The sequence below is a fragment of the Pseudoxanthomonas spadix genome (genome assembly GCF_003703395.1).
In the GTDB taxonomy this organism is placed as follows: domain Bacteria; phylum Pseudomonadota; class Gammaproteobacteria; order Xanthomonadales; family Xanthomonadaceae; genus Pseudoxanthomonas_A; species Pseudoxanthomonas_A spadix.
In genome coordinates this window covers 198,230-214,679 of record NZ_RDQN01000001.1, presented here as the reverse complement: position 1 = coordinate 214,679, position 16,450 = coordinate 198,230, and the positions used below count along the sequence as shown (strand labels likewise).

General features: G+C 69.3%; 10 protein-coding genes. 4 read left to right on the top strand and 6 right to left on the bottom strand.

All coding sequences use genetic code 11. The annotated features are described in order from the left end of the window. Window positions 1-8: 8 nt before the first annotated feature. Together D9R12_RS00925 and D9R12_RS00920 are read right to left on the bottom strand one after the other, a co-directional pair. On the bottom strand, window positions 9-488 hold the full coding sequence (locus tag D9R12_RS00925; RefSeq protein WP_014160909.1) for a DUF421 domain-containing protein: 480 nt from the start codon (window positions 486-488) through the stop codon (window positions 9-11). Window positions 489-810: 322 nt separating this feature from the next. Beyond that, on the bottom strand, window positions 811-1,176 hold the full coding sequence (locus D9R12_RS00920) for a response regulator (protein ID WP_014160910.1): 366 nt from the start codon (window positions 1,174-1,176) through the stop codon (window positions 811-813). A 169-nt stretch (window positions 1,177-1,345) separates the two neighbouring features. Here D9R12_RS00920 and D9R12_RS00915 point away from each other — a divergent pair, with 169 nt between their 5' ends. Genes D9R12_RS00915 through D9R12_RS00900 form a run of 4 tightly spaced genes read left to right on the top strand, consistent with a single transcriptional unit; the run spans window position 1,346 to window position 6,982 of the window. Continuing rightward, window positions 1,346-4,465, top strand: a complete 3,120-nt coding sequence (locus tag D9R12_RS00915; protein ID WP_122227051.1) for a response regulator — start codon at window positions 1,346-1,348, stop codon at window positions 4,463-4,465. Further along, window positions 4,438-5,286 carry a CheR family methyltransferase gene (locus D9R12_RS00910; RefSeq protein WP_014160912.1) on the top strand — a complete coding sequence of 283 codons (849 nt, stop codon included), beginning with the start codon at window positions 4,438-4,440 and terminating at the stop codon, window positions 5,284-5,286. Before D9R12_RS00915 ends, D9R12_RS00910 begins: the two co-directional genes overlap by 28 nt. 2 nt (window positions 5,287-5,288) lie before the next feature. Next, a complete protein-coding gene (locus tag D9R12_RS00905; protein WP_014160913.1) occupies window positions 5,289-5,867 on the top strand; it encodes a chemotaxis protein CheB in 579 nt (192 codons plus the stop codon). Further along, on the top strand, window positions 5,864-6,982 hold the full coding sequence (locus D9R12_RS00900) for a hybrid sensor histidine kinase/response regulator (protein WP_014160914.1): 1,119 nt from the start codon (window positions 5,864-5,866) through the stop codon (window positions 6,980-6,982). The genes D9R12_RS00905 and D9R12_RS00900 overlap by 4 nt, the downstream gene beginning before the upstream one ends. A gap of 26 nt (window positions 6,983-7,008) precedes the next feature. On the opposite strand, the gene D9R12_RS00895 is transcribed toward D9R12_RS00900, so the two are convergent. The 4 genes from D9R12_RS00895 to D9R12_RS00885 form a co-directional block, all read right to left on the bottom strand. Then, window positions 7,009-7,245 carry a hypothetical protein gene (locus D9R12_RS00895; RefSeq protein ID WP_014160915.1) on the bottom strand — a complete coding sequence of 79 codons (237 nt, stop codon included), beginning with the start codon at window positions 7,243-7,245 and terminating at the stop codon, window positions 7,009-7,011. Window positions 7,246-7,262: 17 nt separating this feature from the next. Continuing rightward, entirely contained in the window at window positions 7,263-7,436 is a 174-nt protein-coding gene (locus D9R12_RS15670; RefSeq protein WP_014160916.1) for a hypothetical protein, read from the bottom strand. Window positions 7,437-7,545: 109 nt separating this feature from the next. After that, complete coding sequence (locus D9R12_RS00890; protein ID WP_043290510.1) at window positions 7,546-7,785, bottom strand: hypothetical protein; 240 nt, start codon at window positions 7,783-7,785, stop codon at window positions 7,546-7,548. Then, complete coding sequence (locus tag D9R12_RS00885; RefSeq protein ID WP_244671835.1) at window positions 7,782-16,445, bottom strand: glycoside hydrolase family 94 protein; 8,664 nt, start codon at window positions 16,443-16,445, stop codon at window positions 7,782-7,784. Before D9R12_RS00885 ends, D9R12_RS00890 begins: the two co-directional genes overlap by 4 nt. Window positions 16,446-16,450 lie beyond the last annotated feature (5 nt).

The following is a 16,450-nucleotide window of genomic DNA, read 5'->3' as shown; positions in this document are numbered from 1 at the left end:
CTGCCAGGCTAGTCCCTCTTGCGCAGCACGGTGATCCTGCCGGAGGTCTCCAGGATGGCCAGGTCGATCTCGCTGTCGTCGCGGCAATCGGCCTCACGCTTGGAGGTTTCGAAATCGGCGTAGCTGACATTGCGCTTGACCAGTTCTTCCCAGGCGATCTGGCCGTCGCGGGCCAACACCACCGGCCTGCCCTGGACCAGCAGGTCCAGACGCCTGCTGCGCGCGGTGGCGAAGCCCACCAGCCAGTTCAGCAGCAGCAGCACCGCCGCCAGGATCAGCCCGCCCAGCAGCGAGGTATCCTCGCCGATCAGGGAGTTCTGCACCGCCTCGCCCAGCAGCACGATCACCAGCATGTCGAACGGCGCTGTCTGCCCCAGGGCGCGCTTGCCGGTCACGCGCACCATCAACAGCACCACCACGTACACCGCGACCGCGCGCAGGACGAACTGCCACCACGGCATCGCCAGATCAAACAGGCTGTGTTCCATTCCCGCGCTCCTTCCCCGGGCGCACCGGCGGCCCGATCATGGCGCGCAGCTTGCGCACGCGCCGACGTTCAAGGTGTGAACAGTGCGCGCTGTCGCGTCAGCGCTCCGGTCCTTGCAGGACAGCCGGACCGACCCTGATGGCGGGCAACGGCATTGACGGGCCGCGCGCCCGGCAGTGACTTTTCCGGGAAACACCCGAGCAGGACCACGGGGCTCCACCTTGCCTGCCGGACACGCCACGATCGACCCACGATCACGCTGACCCTCCCACCCGCAGGTGATGTCACCCGACAATTGGCTGGAGGCGCCGCGCGCGAACCCCTCAGGCCGAGGCACGATTGCGCAGCAGGCCGATGAGCTGGGCCAGGCTGTAGGGCTTCTGCACGAACTCCACACTGGCCGGCAGCTCCGGCAGTTGGTGGCGGCCCTGGCCCGAGGCCAGGATCACGCGCACCTCGGGAAACTTGCTGCAAACGCGCACGGCCAGCTCGGCGCCGCTCATCTGGCCGGGCATGTAAACGTCGCTCAGGAGCACGTCGACGACCGGGTCCGCATCGAGCAGCGACAAGGCACTGTTGGCATCGGCGGCGGTGGCGACCTGCATGCCAAGGCCGGTCAAGGCATCGGCCATCAATTCGCGAAGGTCGGCCTGATCCTCGACAAGGAGGACGCGCAAGGGTTGGCTCATGGAAAACCTGTCCTGACGATCAAAAACGGCGGCGCGGCGCGCCGCACGCAGCCCACGCCCCGGAGTCTGGCAAGCTGCGGCGTGAAGGATTCGTGCATGCGTCAAAGGCGGCTGCGCGCGCTGGTGATCGGATAAAATCCTCCGTCTTTTTCGACTTCCACGATCAAGCATGAGCGCTGCGCCCGTATCGCGTGACCCCTGGATCTGGGCGGCCGCAGCCGCCCTGTCGATCGCAACGCTGTTTGCGGAACTGGTCACACCGCTGGGTTATGCGGTATGGCTGGGCTACTTCCTGGCCGTGTCCGTGTGCCTGTTCCAGCGTCGTCCTCAGGTGCCGCTGATCCTGGCCCTGCTCGCCTGCGTACTGCTGGTGGTGGGCTACCACCTGGCACCGGCCAGCAACAGCGCATCGTTCTCCATCGTCAACCGCAGCATGGGCGGGATCTGCTTCATCGCCACCGGGTTGATCGCGATGCAGGCCATCCGCGCACGCCTGCACGCCGAATACATGCTGTGGCTGCAGGAGAGCGAAAACGCGGTGGCGGTCAGCCTGCAGGGCGATCTGGAACCTGCGCAGATGGCCGAACTGGCACTGCGCATCCTGTGCGAGCAGCTCGATGCGCAGGTCGGCGCCCTGTATCGGGTGCAGGGCCAGCGCCTGCTGCTGACCGGCGGCATTGCCCTGCCCCTATCAGCCGTGCACGAGCTGCCGCTGGACAACGGCCAGTTGGGCGAAGTGGTGCAGCAGGCACGCCCGCGCCATCTGCGCGGCCCGCAGGGCGCACACTTGCCGATCGAATCGGCACTGGGGCGCAGTGCGCCGGCCGAGCTGTTCATCGCGCCGGTCACCGCCGACGGGCGCGTGGTCGGCGTCCTGGAACTGGGCCGACTTGCGGTCAGCGACGATGGCCGCCGTGCGCTGGCGCTGCTGGAGCGCTGCATGGAAACCATCGGTGTGGCCCTGCGCACCGCGCAGCTGCGTTCGGAACTGGTCGAACTGCTGGAAGAAACCCAGCGCCAGAGCGAGGAACTGCAGACCCAGCAGGAAGAACTGCGGGTGACCAACGAGGAACTGGAGGAGCAGAGCCGCAGCCTGCAGCAATCCCAGGCCAACCTGGAGCAGCAGCAGGCCGAGCTGGAACAGATCAACGTGCACCTGGAAGAACGCACCCACGAGCTGGAATCCCAGCGCCACCTGCTGCTGGGTGCGCAGGCCGAACTGGTGCGCAGCAGCCGCGAGCTGGCGGCCTCCTCGCGCTACAAATCCGAGTTCCTGGCCAACATGTCCCATGAGTTGCGCACCCCGCTCAACAGCTCGCTGATCCTGGCCAGGCTGCTTGCGGACAACCGCGAGGGCAACCTCAACGCCGAGCAGGTCAAATATGCGCAGGCGATCCATTCGTCCAACACCGACCTGTTGGCATTGATCAACGACATCCTGGACCTGTCCAGGATCGAGGCCGGCCACGTCGAACTGGCCGAGGAGACCGTCGCCACCGAAGCGATCCTGCTGCGCCTGCGCGAGACCTTCGAGCCGCTGGCCGCACAGAAGGGCCTGCAGCTGCAGATCGCCGCCAGCGCCGACGCGCCGGCACAGCTGCAGGTGGACAGCCATCGCCTGCAACAGATCCTCAACAACCTGCTGGCCAACGCGGTCAAGTTCACCGAACGCGGCAGCGTCACCCTGGACGTACAGGCCCACGGCCCGCAGCGGGTGCGCTTCGTGGTCCGCGACACCGGCATCGGCATCGCCCCGGAACAGACCGAGGTGATCTTCCAGGCCTTCCGCCAGGCCGACGGCAGCACCCAGCGCCGCTTCGGCGGCACCGGCCTGGGTCTGTCGATCTCGCGCGATCTGGCCGTGCGCATGGGCGGTGCGATCAGCGTGGCCAGCACGCCCGGCCAGGGCAGCAGCTTCACCCTGGAACTGCCGGTGGACGGCGCGCCCGCCGCCGCGCTGGCACCCGCCGTGCCGGCCAGCAGCCAGGCCACGTCGGCGCCGGTCGCAATGCCTGCACCGGCGGCGGTGGCGCGCACCCAACGCCCCGCCACTGCAGCCGCGCAGTCCGCGCCGGTGCCCAGGGCGCAGGACGACCGCGATCGTGGCCACCGTCCGGGCCGGATGATCCTGGCGGTGGAGGACGATCCGGCCTTCGCCCATGCACTGGTCGAGCTGGCGCACGACATGGACTTCGACTGCGTGGTGGCGTCAACGGCCGAGGAAGCCATGGCCCTGGCGGCCGAGCTGCGACCCAGCGGCGTGCTGCTGGATCTGGGCCTGCCTGACGTGTCGGGCCTGAGCGTGCTCGAGCGGCTCAAGCGCGATCCGTCCACGCGCCACATCCCGGTGCACGTGGTCTCGGCGCAGGAGCACAGCCAGGTGGCGATGGAACTGGGCGCGGTGGGGTACCTGCTCAAGCCGGCCACGCGCGAGCGCCTGGTCAGCGCGATCCGCCAGCTGGAGGAAACCAGCGCGCGCGACCTGCGCCGGCTGCTGATCGTCGAGGATGACCGCGAGCTGCGTGAAAGCCTGCGCCGCCTGCTGGCCCACGAGCAGCTGGAAATCACCACCGTGGGCAGCATCGCCGAGGCGATGGAGCAGCTGGCCGCGGCCACCTTCGACTGCATGGTCACCGACCTGGCCCTGCCCGACGGCAGCGGCTACGACCTGCTCGAACGCATGGCCGACAACGAGGCGGTCGCTTTCCCGCCGGTGATCGTCTACACCGGCCGCGCGCTGACCCGCGACGAGGAACAGCGCCTGCGCCGTTACTCCAAGAGCATCATCATCAAGGGCGCGCGCTCGCCGGAACGGTTGCTGGACGAGGTCACCCTGTTCCTGCACAGCGTGGAGGCCTCGCTGCCCAGCGACCAGCAGCGCCTGCTGCGCGAGGCGCGCCGCCGCGATGCGGTGCTCGACGGACGCACCGTGCTGCTGGCCGAAGACGACGTGCGCAACATCTTCGCCCTGTCCAGCGTGCTCGAGCCGCTGGGCGTCAAGCTGGAAATCGCCCGCAACGGGCTGGAGGCGCTGGAGCGGCTGAAGGTGCGCCAGGTCGACCTGGTGCTGATGGACATCATGATGCCGGAGATGGACGGCCTGACCGCGATGCGCGAGATCCGCAAGATCCGCCACCTGCAGCATCTGCCGATCATCGCGCTCACCGCCAAGGCCATGGCCGACGATCGCGAGCGCTGCCTGGAAGCCGGCGCCAACGACTACATCGCCAAGCCGATCGACGTGGACAAGCTGGTCTCGCTGTGCCGGGTGTGGTGCTCGCGCCAGTGAAGGAGGCCGAGCTCTTCGACCTGGAGCTGAAGCTGCTGCTGGAGGCGATCTACCAGCGCTACCACTACGATTTCCGCCAGTATGCGATGTCCTCGCTGCGCCGGCGCGTGCGCCAGGCGATGGCGCGCTACGACTGCACGCAGGTGGCGCAGCTGCAGCACCGGCTGCTGCACGAGCCGGAGCTGTTTGCCCAGGCCATGCAGTTTTTCACCGTGCAGGTCTCGGAAATGTTCCGCGATCCGGATTATTTCGGCGCATTGCGCGAGCAGGCTGTCCCGGTGCTGCGCACCTATCCGTCGATCAAGCTGTGGGTGGCCGGCTGCAGCACCGGCGAGGAAGTGTGGTCGCTGGCGATCCTGCTGCGCGAGGAAGGCCTGCTGGAGCGCAGCATCCTCTATGCCACCGACATCAATCCCGAGGCGCTGAGCACGGCCGAGGCCGGCATCTTCGACCTGGAGCGGATGGCCTTGTTCAGCCGCAACTACCTCAAGGCCGGCGGCAAGGGATCGCTGTCGGACTACTACACCGGCGCCTACAACGGCGCGGTGTTCGACCGCACGCTCCGGCGCAACATCGTGTTCGCCGACCACAGCCTGGCCACCGACACGGTGTTCTCCGAGGTGCACCTGGTGTCGTGCCGCAACGTGCTGATCTACTTCAACCGGGCCTTGCAGGACCGGGCGATCGGCCTGTTCCACGAGGCCCTTGTGCATCGCGGCTTCCTGGGCCTGGGCAGCAAGGAGTCGCTGCAGTTCGGCGCCCATGCCCGTGCCTTTGAAGCCTGTGCGCGCGAGCAGCGCCTGTACCGCAAGGTCGCATGAGCATGCCGGCGCCCAGCTCGCGCTTCGACGCCATCGTCATCGGCGCATCGGCTGGCGGCGTGCTGGCGCTGCAGCAGCTGCTGGCTTGCCTGTCCGCGCAGCTGCCGGTGCCGGTGCTGATCGTGTTGCACCTGCCACGCGACCGCACCAGCCGCATCGCCGAACTGCTCGCCACCCATTGCCGCCTGCCGGTCAGCGAGGCGCAGGACAAGCAGCCGCTACAGCCCGGCACGGTGGTGTTTGCGCCGCCGGACTACCACCTGCTGGTGGAAGATCGCAACACGCTGGCGCTGTCGGTGGATGCGCCGGTGCTGTTCTCGCGCCCGGCGATCGATCCGCTGTTCGAATCGGCCGCCGAGGTGTTCGGCACGCGATTGCTGGCGATCCTGCTGACCGGCGCCAGCAGCGATGGCACGGCCGGCATCGCCGCGGTGCGCGCGGCCGGCGGCACCGCCTGGATCCAGTCGCCGCAGGAAGCCAGCTCGCCGCTGATGCCCGCTTCGGCCCTGGCCCACGCCGGCGCCGATGCCGTGCTGACCCTGCAAGATCTTTGCACCCATTTGAGGCAGCTTTATCCATGAAGCTCACCCAGTCCGACGCCACCCCACCGCCCAGCGAGCCGGTCAACCTGCTCATCGTCGATGACGTTCCGGAGAACCTGGTGGCGATGGAGGCGCTGCTGCGCCGCGACGGCCTGAACATCCTGTGCGCCAGTTCCGGCGCGCAGGCGCTGGAACTGCTGCTGCAGCACGAGGTCGCCCTGGCCCTGCTGGATGTGCACATGCCGGACATGGACGGCTTCACCCTGGCCGAGCTGATGCGTGGCTCGCAGCGCACCCGGCAGGTGCCGATCATCTTCCTCACTGCCTCGCCCAACGATCCCACGCGTGCATTCAAGGGCTATGAAAGCGGCGCGGTGGATTTCCTGCACAAGCCGATCGAGCCGCATGTGATCCTGGGCAAGATCAAGGTGTTCATCGAGCTCTACCAGCAGCGCCAGCTGCTGGCCAAGCGCAACGCGGCGCTGGAGCGTGCGCTGGAACTGAACGAGACCATGATGGCCGTGCTCACCCACGACTTGCGCACGCCGCTGTCGGTGGTGCTGCTCTGCGCCGAGAAGCTCAGCCACGAGCTTCCACAGGACCAGGGCACCCGGCGCACCCTGCGCTTTCTGGAGAGCAGCGGCCGGCGCATGGCGCGCATGGTCGAGCAGCTGCTGGATTTCTCGCGCATCCGCAGCGGCGGGCTGCGCATGAAGTTCAGGCCTGGCGACCTGGCCGAGCTGGCCCGCGCAGCGGTGGAGGAATCAGCCCAGGCTCACCCCGGCGCGGACATCCAGCTGACCTGCACTGGCAACCTGCAGGCCAGCGTCGATGCGGACCGCTTCGCCCAGGTGATGTCCAACCTGATCGGCAATGCGGTGGTCCACGGCGGCGGCGCGCCGGTGCAGGTGGAACTGGAAGGCCTGGACGCGGACAAGATCCGGCTGCGGGTGCGCAACGCCGGGGCCATTGCCGATGAACTGCTGCCGCGGTTGTTCGAGCCGTTCAAGGGCCGCTTCCGGGCCAGCGATGGGCTCGGGCTGGGCTTGTATATCGCGCAGCAGTTCGTACAGGCCCACCGCGGCACCCTGGTCGCACGCAACGAGGATGGACAGGTGGTGATGGAAGCATTGCTGGCGCGTGGCAACAGCTGAGGCAACGCCGCCGGCCTGGGCGCTGCTCAGCGGGCGCGCATCAGCCGGAACAGGAAGCCCTCGCCTTCCAGCATCTGGCGCATGCGCTGCTCGGCGTCGTGTTCGAGCACGTCCATATGCGCGGCCAGAAGATAGGTGCGATCGTCCTGCTGTCCTGGCTGACGTGAGACGCTGATATCAGGGCAGGCGCAGGCCATTTTCCACATCTGCTGCAGGCGCGCCGGGCCGATCGACTGGCTGCGGCCCAGGCGCAGGATGAACATGTGATTTCCGGCTGGCCTCACCGCAGGCGCGGTTCGGGCGCAACAAACGAGGGCAGCAGCGTCGCCGGGTCCAGCGGGAAAGCCGGCGGCTGACCATCGTTGCTGGCGCGCTCGGGCACGCCGCCGCCGGCGATCACCGTGCCCGGCGCAAAGGATCGACACACGATCCGATGCAGCTTGATGCCGTCCATGCCAATCCTTCTCGAGCGGGCGTAGCTGCCACCTTCGGCACGCTACGCTGATTCACTGCAGCGCATGCGGGATTCGGACAGACGGTGCAGGCCCTGTCGCTGCAGGGCTTCAGCGATCATCGTAGCCACCGGGCCCATGGCCCCGGTGCAGGCCATGTTGCTGTTGCATCAGCGCCAGGCGGTGCTGCACGTACTGGACATCCTGCGGCGGGGCGTCGTCGACGATGGCCTGGGCCAGAGCATCGAACTGCGGCCAGAACTCGCTCGGGTGGCGCAGCTTCTCGATCCAGATCGGCAGCATCTGCTCCAGCTGGTCCAGTTCGCGGTCCAGCTGCATGCGCGTACTCATCGCCCGCCTCCCGGCCAGACCAGCGTCACCGCGTGGTCGGCCCCGTCATCGATCAAGGGAAAGTCCAGTCCGTCCTGGACGATGCCATCCAGCTGCAGGCTTGGCGCCGCGTCTGCGCGCTGGACCACATCGATCACATAGCCGCTGCCGCCGTGACGATAGCGCAGCTGATAGCCCGGCCAGGCCGCGGGCATGCACGGCACGATCCGCATGCGGGTGCCGTCACGCTGCAGGCCCAGCAGCGATTCGGTCAGCAGCCGATACATCCAGCCGGCCGCGCCGGTGTACCAGCTCCAGCCACCGCGGCCCTGGTGCGGGGGCACCGCGTAGACATCGGCCGACAGCACGTAGGGTTCGACCTTGTAACGTTGCACCGCCGCCGCGTCGCGGGCATGGCCGATGGGATTGATGATGCCGGCCAGTTCCCACGCGCGCTGGTGGTCACCGAGCTCGGCGAAAGCCATCGCCGCCCACACCGCAGCATGGGTGTACTGGCCACCGTTCTCGCGCACGCCAGGGACATAGCCGCGGATGTAACCGGGGTCGTGTCCGCTCAGGTCGAACGGCGGTGCCAGCAGCTTGACCACCTGCGCATCGGCATCGACCAGCTGCGCGTACATCGCCTCCATCGCCTGCTGGCGCCGCGCCGGGCTGGCCGCGCCGGACAGCACCGACCAGCTCTGCGAGAGCGAATCGATCCGGCATTCGGCCGACGCACTCGAGCCCAGCGGCGTGCCGTCGTCGAACCAGGCCCGTCGATACCAGGCGCCGTCCCAGGCGTGGGTTTCCAGTGCATCGCGCAGGGCCTGCGCCTGGGCGATGCACTCGGCGGCAAACCCGGCATCGCCCTGCCGGGTGGCCAGCGGCGCAAACCGCAGCAGCGCATCGTGCAGGAAGAAGCCCAGCCACACGCTCTCGCCCCTGCCGTCCTTGCCGACCCGGTTGAGGCCATCGTTCCAGTCGCCGCTGCCGATCAACGGCAGCCCGCGCGCACCGCGCTGCGCCAATCCGCGCTGCAACGCCAGCCGCGCATGCGCATACAGCGACTGCGCCGGGCCGGCTGGCTGCGGCTGGTCGTAGTAGGACTCCTCGTCGGCATTCAACGCACGGCCGTCGATGAACCCCACCGGTTCGCCCAGCACCGCCGCATCGCCGGTGACCTCCAGATAACGACACAGCGCCTGCGGCAGCCACAGGAAATCATCCGAACAATGCGTGCGCACGCCGCGATCGTGCGGCGGATGCCACCAGTGCAGCACGTCGCCCTGCAGGAACTGGTGGGCCGCACTGCGCAGCAGATGGGCGCGACTCAGCGCCGGCTGCGCGTGGACCATGGCCATGCTGTCCTGCAGCTGGTCGCGAAAGCCGAATGCCCCGCCCGACTGGTAATAGCCGCTGCGCGCCAGGAACCGGCAGGCGATGGTCTGGTACAGCAGCCAGCCGTTGGCCAGCAGGTCCACCGAAGGCTCCGGCGTGCGCACCTGCACCGCGCCCAGGGTGTGGTCCCAGTAGCGGCGCACCGCCTGCAGCGCCGCCTGCGCGGCCGCCACGCCGCGCACCTGGGTGGCCAGGGCCAGCGCTGCATCGCGGCCCTGGCTTGCGCCGAGGCGGAACACGGTCTGGAACTGCTGGTCGATGCCCAGTTCGATCGGGACCTGCAATGCCGCGCACGGGTCCAGCCCGGCGCCCACGCGCCCGGACAGCCGCTGCCGGCGCAAGGCTTCCGGCGCGGCCAGGCTGCCGTTGCGGCCGATGAATTCCACCCGGTCGGCGCTGACGCTGCGCACCTGCGCATCCACATCGAAGAACGCCACCCGTCCGTCGAACTCGGTGTTGTAGGGATTGCGCGCGGTCAGCACGCCACTGGCCAGGTCCACCTCGCTCACCACGTGCAAGTGCGAGCGCGCGCGGATGTCGCCCAGCACCCATTCGACATAGCCGGTGGCGCTGAGCCGGCGCGCACGACCGCTCAGGTTCTTCAGGCGCAGCAGGCTGTACTTGACCGGTTGCTCGACATCCACGAACACCCACAGCTCGCTGTCGATGCCGTGCTCGAGGTGGCTGTACACGCTGTAGCCGAAGCCGTGGCGCACCTGGTAGCGGCCGTGGCCGCGGCGCGGCAGCGCCATCGGCGACCACACCTGGCCGCTGTCCTCGTCGCGCAGGTAGAAGGCCTCGCCGCTGGCATCGGCCACCGGATCGTTGTGCCAAGGCGTGAGCCGGAATTCGTGCGCGTTCTCGGCCCAGGTGTAACCGGCGCCGCTGTCGCTGAGCACGGTGCCGAAGCCGGCGTTGGCCAGCACGTTGGCCCAGGGCGCGGGGGTGGGTGCGCCCTCTTCCAGCACGATCCGGTATTCGCGGCCGTCGGCGGCGAAGGCACCGATTCCATTGTCGAACAGCAGCGCCGCCTCATCCGGCGGCGGCGTTGTCGCAGGCGCCGGCTCGAGCGTGCCGGCGGCCATTGCATCGCCTGCAGGCGCCAACGCGATCGGCTCCAGCAGCGGTGGCTGCATGCGCAGGGTGGGATGGCGTTCCAGCTGCGCGGCCAGGCTGCCGTTGGCATCGCTGAGGATGGCGCGCGCCACGGTCTGCAGCAGCACCCGGTCTTCGTGCGGGATGTGTTCGATCGCGCGCACGAAGATGCCGCCGGGACGGTCGAGCACGTTGGCTTCCGGGTCGGCGGCAAGCAGGCCGACGATGGTGTCCTGCAGCTGCTGGCGATAGCCGGCCTGGCTTTCGTTCCAGATCACCAGGTCCACGCGCAGGCCCTTGAGGCGCCAGTACGCGTGCGCCTGCACCATCTGCCTGACCAGGGCCATGGTGTCCGGGTCGGCCAGGCGCAGCAGCACGATCGGCAGGTCGCCGGAAATGCCATGCGCCCACAGTGCCGACTGCCCGCGCCGGTTCTGCAGCAGCACCTCGGCCTCGGCCCGCAGCTGCGGATCGGCGAACAGCACGCGCGCAGCCAGGCGCTCGTACAGCAGCGCATCGTTCAGCGAGGCGTTGATCTGCCGACGCGTCACCTGGCTCTGGGTCAGGGCCAGGTCGAACACCCGGTCGGCCAGGCGCCGGTCGCGATACTTGTCGATCAGCGCCACGCAGGCCGCGCGGTCCCCGCCGAGGCCATAGACCATGTCCACCTGCGCCTGCTGGTCCGGTGCCAGGGTGATCCGGCAGCGGATCGCCACGATCGGGTCGAGCACCGAGCCGGCGGTGCCGGACAGGGCTGCGGTCTCCACCAGCGCAATCGGATCGCGCGTGCTGCGGCCGCGACCGATGAAGGCCGCGCGGTCGGTCTGGTAGGAAATCGTGGCGATGTCCGCGTCATGCACGGCCACCAGGTGCAGCATCCATGGCTGCGCCTCGTCATCGGCGCGCGGACGCCGGGTGCACAGCAGCGCCTGCCTGTCGGCCAGTAGCTCGGTCTGCACGAACAGGTTGCTGAAGGCCGGGTGCATCTCGTCGGACAGCGCCGGGGCCAACACCACTTCGGCGTAGGTGGTGATCTCGATCACCCGCGCGTGGCGCGAACGGTTGCGGATGCGCAGGCGGCGCAGCTCCACGTCGTCCTCGGCGGAAATGGCGATCTCCAGGTGGCTGTCGTAGCCAAGGTGGCTGCCCTTGAACTCGGCCTTGGCGTCGGAAAAGATCGCCTCGTAGCGGTCCACCGGCACGCAGGTGGGCTGGTGGGTGGCCGACCAGAACGCGCCGCCCTCCACCGCCCGCAGGTAGCAGAACGTGCCCCACGGATCGCGCGTGCCGTCCTCGCGCCAGCGGGTGACGGCCATGTCGCGGACCCGGCTGTAGCCGCCGCCGGCGCTGGTGAGCATGCCGTGGTAGCGGCCGTTGGACAGCAACTGCAGCGCTGGCTGGGCCTGGTCGGGATCGCGGAAGATGCGCAGCGGCATGCCGGTGTCCAGCGGTGCGGCGCGTGCGGCCACCTCGGCCAGGCCCTTGGCATACACCCCGCCGGTGCGTGGCGCGCGCTCCTGCAGCAGCAGCAAGGTGGCCTGGAACTCCGGATCGGCCACGAAGCGCTTCTGCATCGGCCCATCGCGCAGCACGTGGTCCAGCGCCAGCAGCGCCATGCCCTGGTGGTGCGACATGAACGAGCGCACCAGCACATGGGTTTCGCCGCGCGGCACCCGCGAAGGCGTGTAGTCGATCGCTTCGTACAAGCCGAAGCGCCCGCCGAAGCCCAGTCCGTCCAGCCGCTGCAGGTTACGGCAGGCCGCGTCGGGTTCGACCATCAAGGCCATCGCGCTGGCATAGGGGGCGATCACCAGGTCCTGGCCCAGCCCGCGCTTGAGCCCAAGGCCGGGCACGCCGAAGGCGCGGTACTGGTAGTTGCGGCGGGTGTCGACGCTGTTGTAGCCGGACTCGGACACACCCCAGGGCACCTGGTGCTGCGCGCCGTAGCGGATCTGCGCCTGCACCGCGCCATGCGCGGTCCGGTCCAGCAGGGTATGCGGATAGCTGGGCATCACCAGCTGCGGCATCAGGTACTCGAACATCGAGCCGCTCCAGGACAGCAGCGTCGGTTCGCCGCCGGTCTCGGTGAGCGTGCGGCCCAGCGCGAACCAGCTTTCCTGCGGCAGCTGCCCCTGGGCGATGGCCACGAAGTTGCCCAGCCGCGCCTCGGAGGCCAGCAGGTCGTAGCGGCTTTCGTCCAGGCGCCGCTCCTCGACGTTGTAGCCGATCGAGAGCAGGTGCTGGGTGCGGTCGTAGAGGAAGCCGTAGTCCATCAGCGACAGCTGCCCGGCCACGTGCGCCAGGCGCTCCAGCTGCTGGATGCGCTCGCCGGCCCAGCGCTGCACGCTGGCGATCTGACTGGATTGGCGCAGCTGGCGCAGGCTCGGCACCGCGCGCAGGCCATGCTGCTCGCCGTCCAGGGCCGCGCTGACCAGCCACGGCGCGCAGTGATGCAGATCGGCGCGCGCCGCCTGGCACGCGCTGACCAGGCGCTGCGCCCAGGGTTCGTCGCCGTCGCTGCCTGCCGCCTGGCCCGCCATCACGATCAACTCGCCCTGCTCGATCAGCGTGCCCAGGGCATCGGACACCTGGCGCAGGCTGGGGTCGGGCAGCGCCCGCATCTCGTTGAGCGTATGGCCGAACACGGCGGTGGCCCGCTCGGCCGCTTCGCTCTGGCGAGCCTGCGGCAGGCGCAGCAGGCCCAGGGTGTCGGCCAGCCCGTCGAAGGTCGCCATCGACATGGCCGGCGCATCGACCAGTGCCAGCAGCCCCTGGCGCAGGGTCAGCAGATGGCCGCCCAGGTTGCCGCTGTCCACGCTGGAGACATAGCGCGGCGGCAGTGGCACCAGGGTCTGGGTGTCGTACCAGTTGAAGAAGTGGCCACGGTGGCGCGGCAGGGTCTCCAGCGTGGCCAGGGTGTCGGCCACGCGCGTGATCACGCCGGACACGGCCAGGTATCCCAGGTCATAGGCGGCCAGGTTGGCCAGCAGCGCCAGGCCGATGTTGGTCGGCGAGGTCCGGCTGGCGACCACGGCCACGGGATGCTCCTGGATGTTGTCCGGCGGCAGCCAGTGGTGCAGTGCGGTGCAGTGGGTTTCGAAGAACGCCCAGGTGCGCCGCGACAGGCGCCCCAGGAAGGCGCGCTGACCGGCATCGAGCTGGGTGCCCGGCGCCGGTGGCGGCGCGCCCAGCCAGGCCATCAGCCAGGGCGCGGCCACCCACGCGGCCAGCAACGGCAGTGCGGCCCACAGTGCCGACGGCGACCGCCACGCCACCACGACCGCGATGGCCACCGCCAGGCCTGCGGCCGGCGCCATCAACCGGTGTTCGGGCTGGCCACCGCGCAGGCTGCGCTCGACTTCGCTGGATGGGCTCCACTGCAGCAGGTGGCGCCGGCTCACGCCCATGCGGTAGAGCGTGCGCACGATCGCCGAGACCTGCAGGCCGGCCTCGAACGGCAGGCAGGCCAGGGTCACGCCCACCCGCCGCAGCTGCTGGCCCAGGTCCCGCGCCACCTGGCGCGCGTGATGGCGCATGGTCATGCCTTCGGGCACGTGCACCAGGGCGTGCACCGCCGAGGCCAGGCCGGGCAGCAGCCACAACACCAACAGCCACAGCGTCCAGCGCAGCGGTGCGGGCGAATACAGCCAGCCAGCCACCAGCAGCACCAGCGCGGCCGGCGCGACCAGGCTGCGCCGCAGGTTGTCCAGCAGCTTGCCGCGCGAGAGCCAGGACAGCCGATTGCGCACGCGCCCGCCCGTCGCGGTGGGCACCCACGGCAGCAACCACGGCAGCAGCTGCCAGTCGCCGCGCACCCAGCGCGCTCGGCGCTTGGCGTCGGCGGCATAACGCTGCGGATGCTGTTCGTACAGGCGCACGTCGCTGACCAGCCCGGCACGCGCGTAGCAGCCTTCCAGCAGGTCGTGGCTGAGCACGCGGTTATCCGGGAAGCGACCGGCCAACACGTGTTCGAACGTGGCCACCGCGTAGATGCCCTTGCCGATGAACGAGCCTTCGCCGAACAGGTCCTGGTAGACGTCCGACACCACCCGCGTGTACGGGTCGATGCCCGGCTCGATCCCGAACATGCGCGCGAAGCGCGAGTCCTCGCCGCGGCCCATGCCCGTGCCCAGCCCGGGCTGCAGGATCCCGTAACCGGCCTGGACGACCTGCCCGGTCGGATCCAGGCGCGGCACGTTCAGCGGATGCGACATCGCCCCGACCAGCGCCCGCGCCGCATCGCGTGGCAGCTGGGTGTCGCTGTCCAGGGTGATCACGTAGCGCACCTGGCGCAACCCGGCCAGCTCGCCGCGGGTCTGCAGGAAATCCCTGGCCGCCTGGGCCGGCATGTCCGGCGCACTCAGCAGGCGGTTGAGCGCCTCCAGCTTGCCGCGCTTGCGCTCGGCGCCCATCCAGCAGCCCTCGGCCGCATTCCAAAGGCGCGGCCGGTGCAGCAGGAAGAACCGGCTGCCGTGTTCGGGCGCATAGCGGCTGTTGAGCCGGTCGATCTGGGTGGCCGCGTGATCCAGCAGCGCCAGGTCTTCGGCCAGCAGCGCCTGGTCGGCATCGAGGAAATCGGTGAGCAGGGCGAAATGCAGCTGCCCGTCGCGATTGGCCAGGTAATGCACTTCCATCCCGGCGACCAGTTCGTCGATCGCCTCGCGCCCGGCCAGCATGCTGGGGATCACCACCAGCGTGCGGCAATCCTCCGCAATGCCCAGGCGCAGGTCCATGCGCGGCAGCGGTCGCGGCGGCACCTGCAGCGTGGCGACCCAGTTGACCAGGACGATGCCCAGCTCGCTGGCCGCCAGCAGCGCAAGCGCGCCGGCCAGCCACCACCAGCCTGCCGCCACATGCGCCGGCATCGCGCGCAGCAGCACCGCGCTCCACAGCAGCATGACCGCCGCGATCGGTGCCAGGTAGGCGGCCAGCGGCACGCGCCGCGCCCGATGCCGCGGCAGACGCGCTGGCGATGCCTGCGCCTGGCCGCGCAACACCGCGCGCAGCAGCGGCAATCCGGCGTCGATCAGGAAATAGCCGACGTGGGCCTGGAGGGCGGCCGGCGATGGCGCGCGCCGGGCCAGCGTCACCACTTCGCGCGCCACATCCGGCTCGTCGCGGCCACTGCGACGCGCCAGGTTTTCGACCACGTGGCGATAGGCGTCGCGGGTCTGGAAATCCATGCGCGCGTACACCCCGGCCGGATCCTCGCGCAGCGCCTGTTCCACCACGCTCATGGCCTCGACGAACTCGCGCCAGTCCATGCCATCCAGAAACCGCAGGCTGCCGATGCTGTTGCTCACCGACACCTGGTCGGCGGCCTGGCGCTGGCTTTCGGCATGGACCAGCCCACCCACGCTGTGCCCTTCGGTTGCCAGCCACTGTTCGACCCAACCGCTGGCCATCGACAGCACCGGCCCGCGCCCGTGCAGACCACGGGTCAGTTCGGCCACGAACGCACCGGTGGCCGGTGGGCGCGAGCGGGCCAGGTCGGCCACCACCAGCACCAGGTCCGCCGGTGCACGCGCGGCGGTCGCGTTCAGGCGCTCGGACCAGGCGTTGGCCAGGCGATGGTCCTCGCCGTCACGCATGATGGCGTCGGCGATCCGGCGCAGGTTATCGATCAACGCCAGCCGCAGCATGATCGGGATCGCCCACAGCTCGCCCAGTTTCAGCGGCGATACGCCTTGGTAAGCGGCGATGAAACGGCTCAGCGTGAGCGCATCGACCCGGCCATCGCCATGGGCGATGACCTGCTGAGCCAGCGCATACACGCGCGGCAATCCCGGCGCGGTGCCGCTCTGCAGGCGCGGCAACTGCCGGCTGTAGCCTGGCGGCAGGTGCAGCCGGGCCACCCGCATCTGTTCCTCGACCAGGTAGTAGTTGTCCAGCAACCATTCGCCGGCCGGATGCAGGCGCAGGCCATCGCCGGTCAGCTGGGCCAGCTTCGAGGCGGCCTCGGCCAGGGCATGTTCGTTCGACTTCAGCCGCGCCAGCAGCAGTTCGCGCGAAGAGCCAGCAAGCAGGACGTGCTCCTGCGCCAGCGCACGCCCCAGCACTTCCATCTGCTCGTCACCCAACAGGGCTGCACGCAGTGGCGGCGCTTCCACGCGCCGATCGAGCTGCGGCTCGAGCAGCGCTGCTGCGCGTGGCTGAAAGACCCGGCGCCATGCAGAAAAACGGGACATCCTCC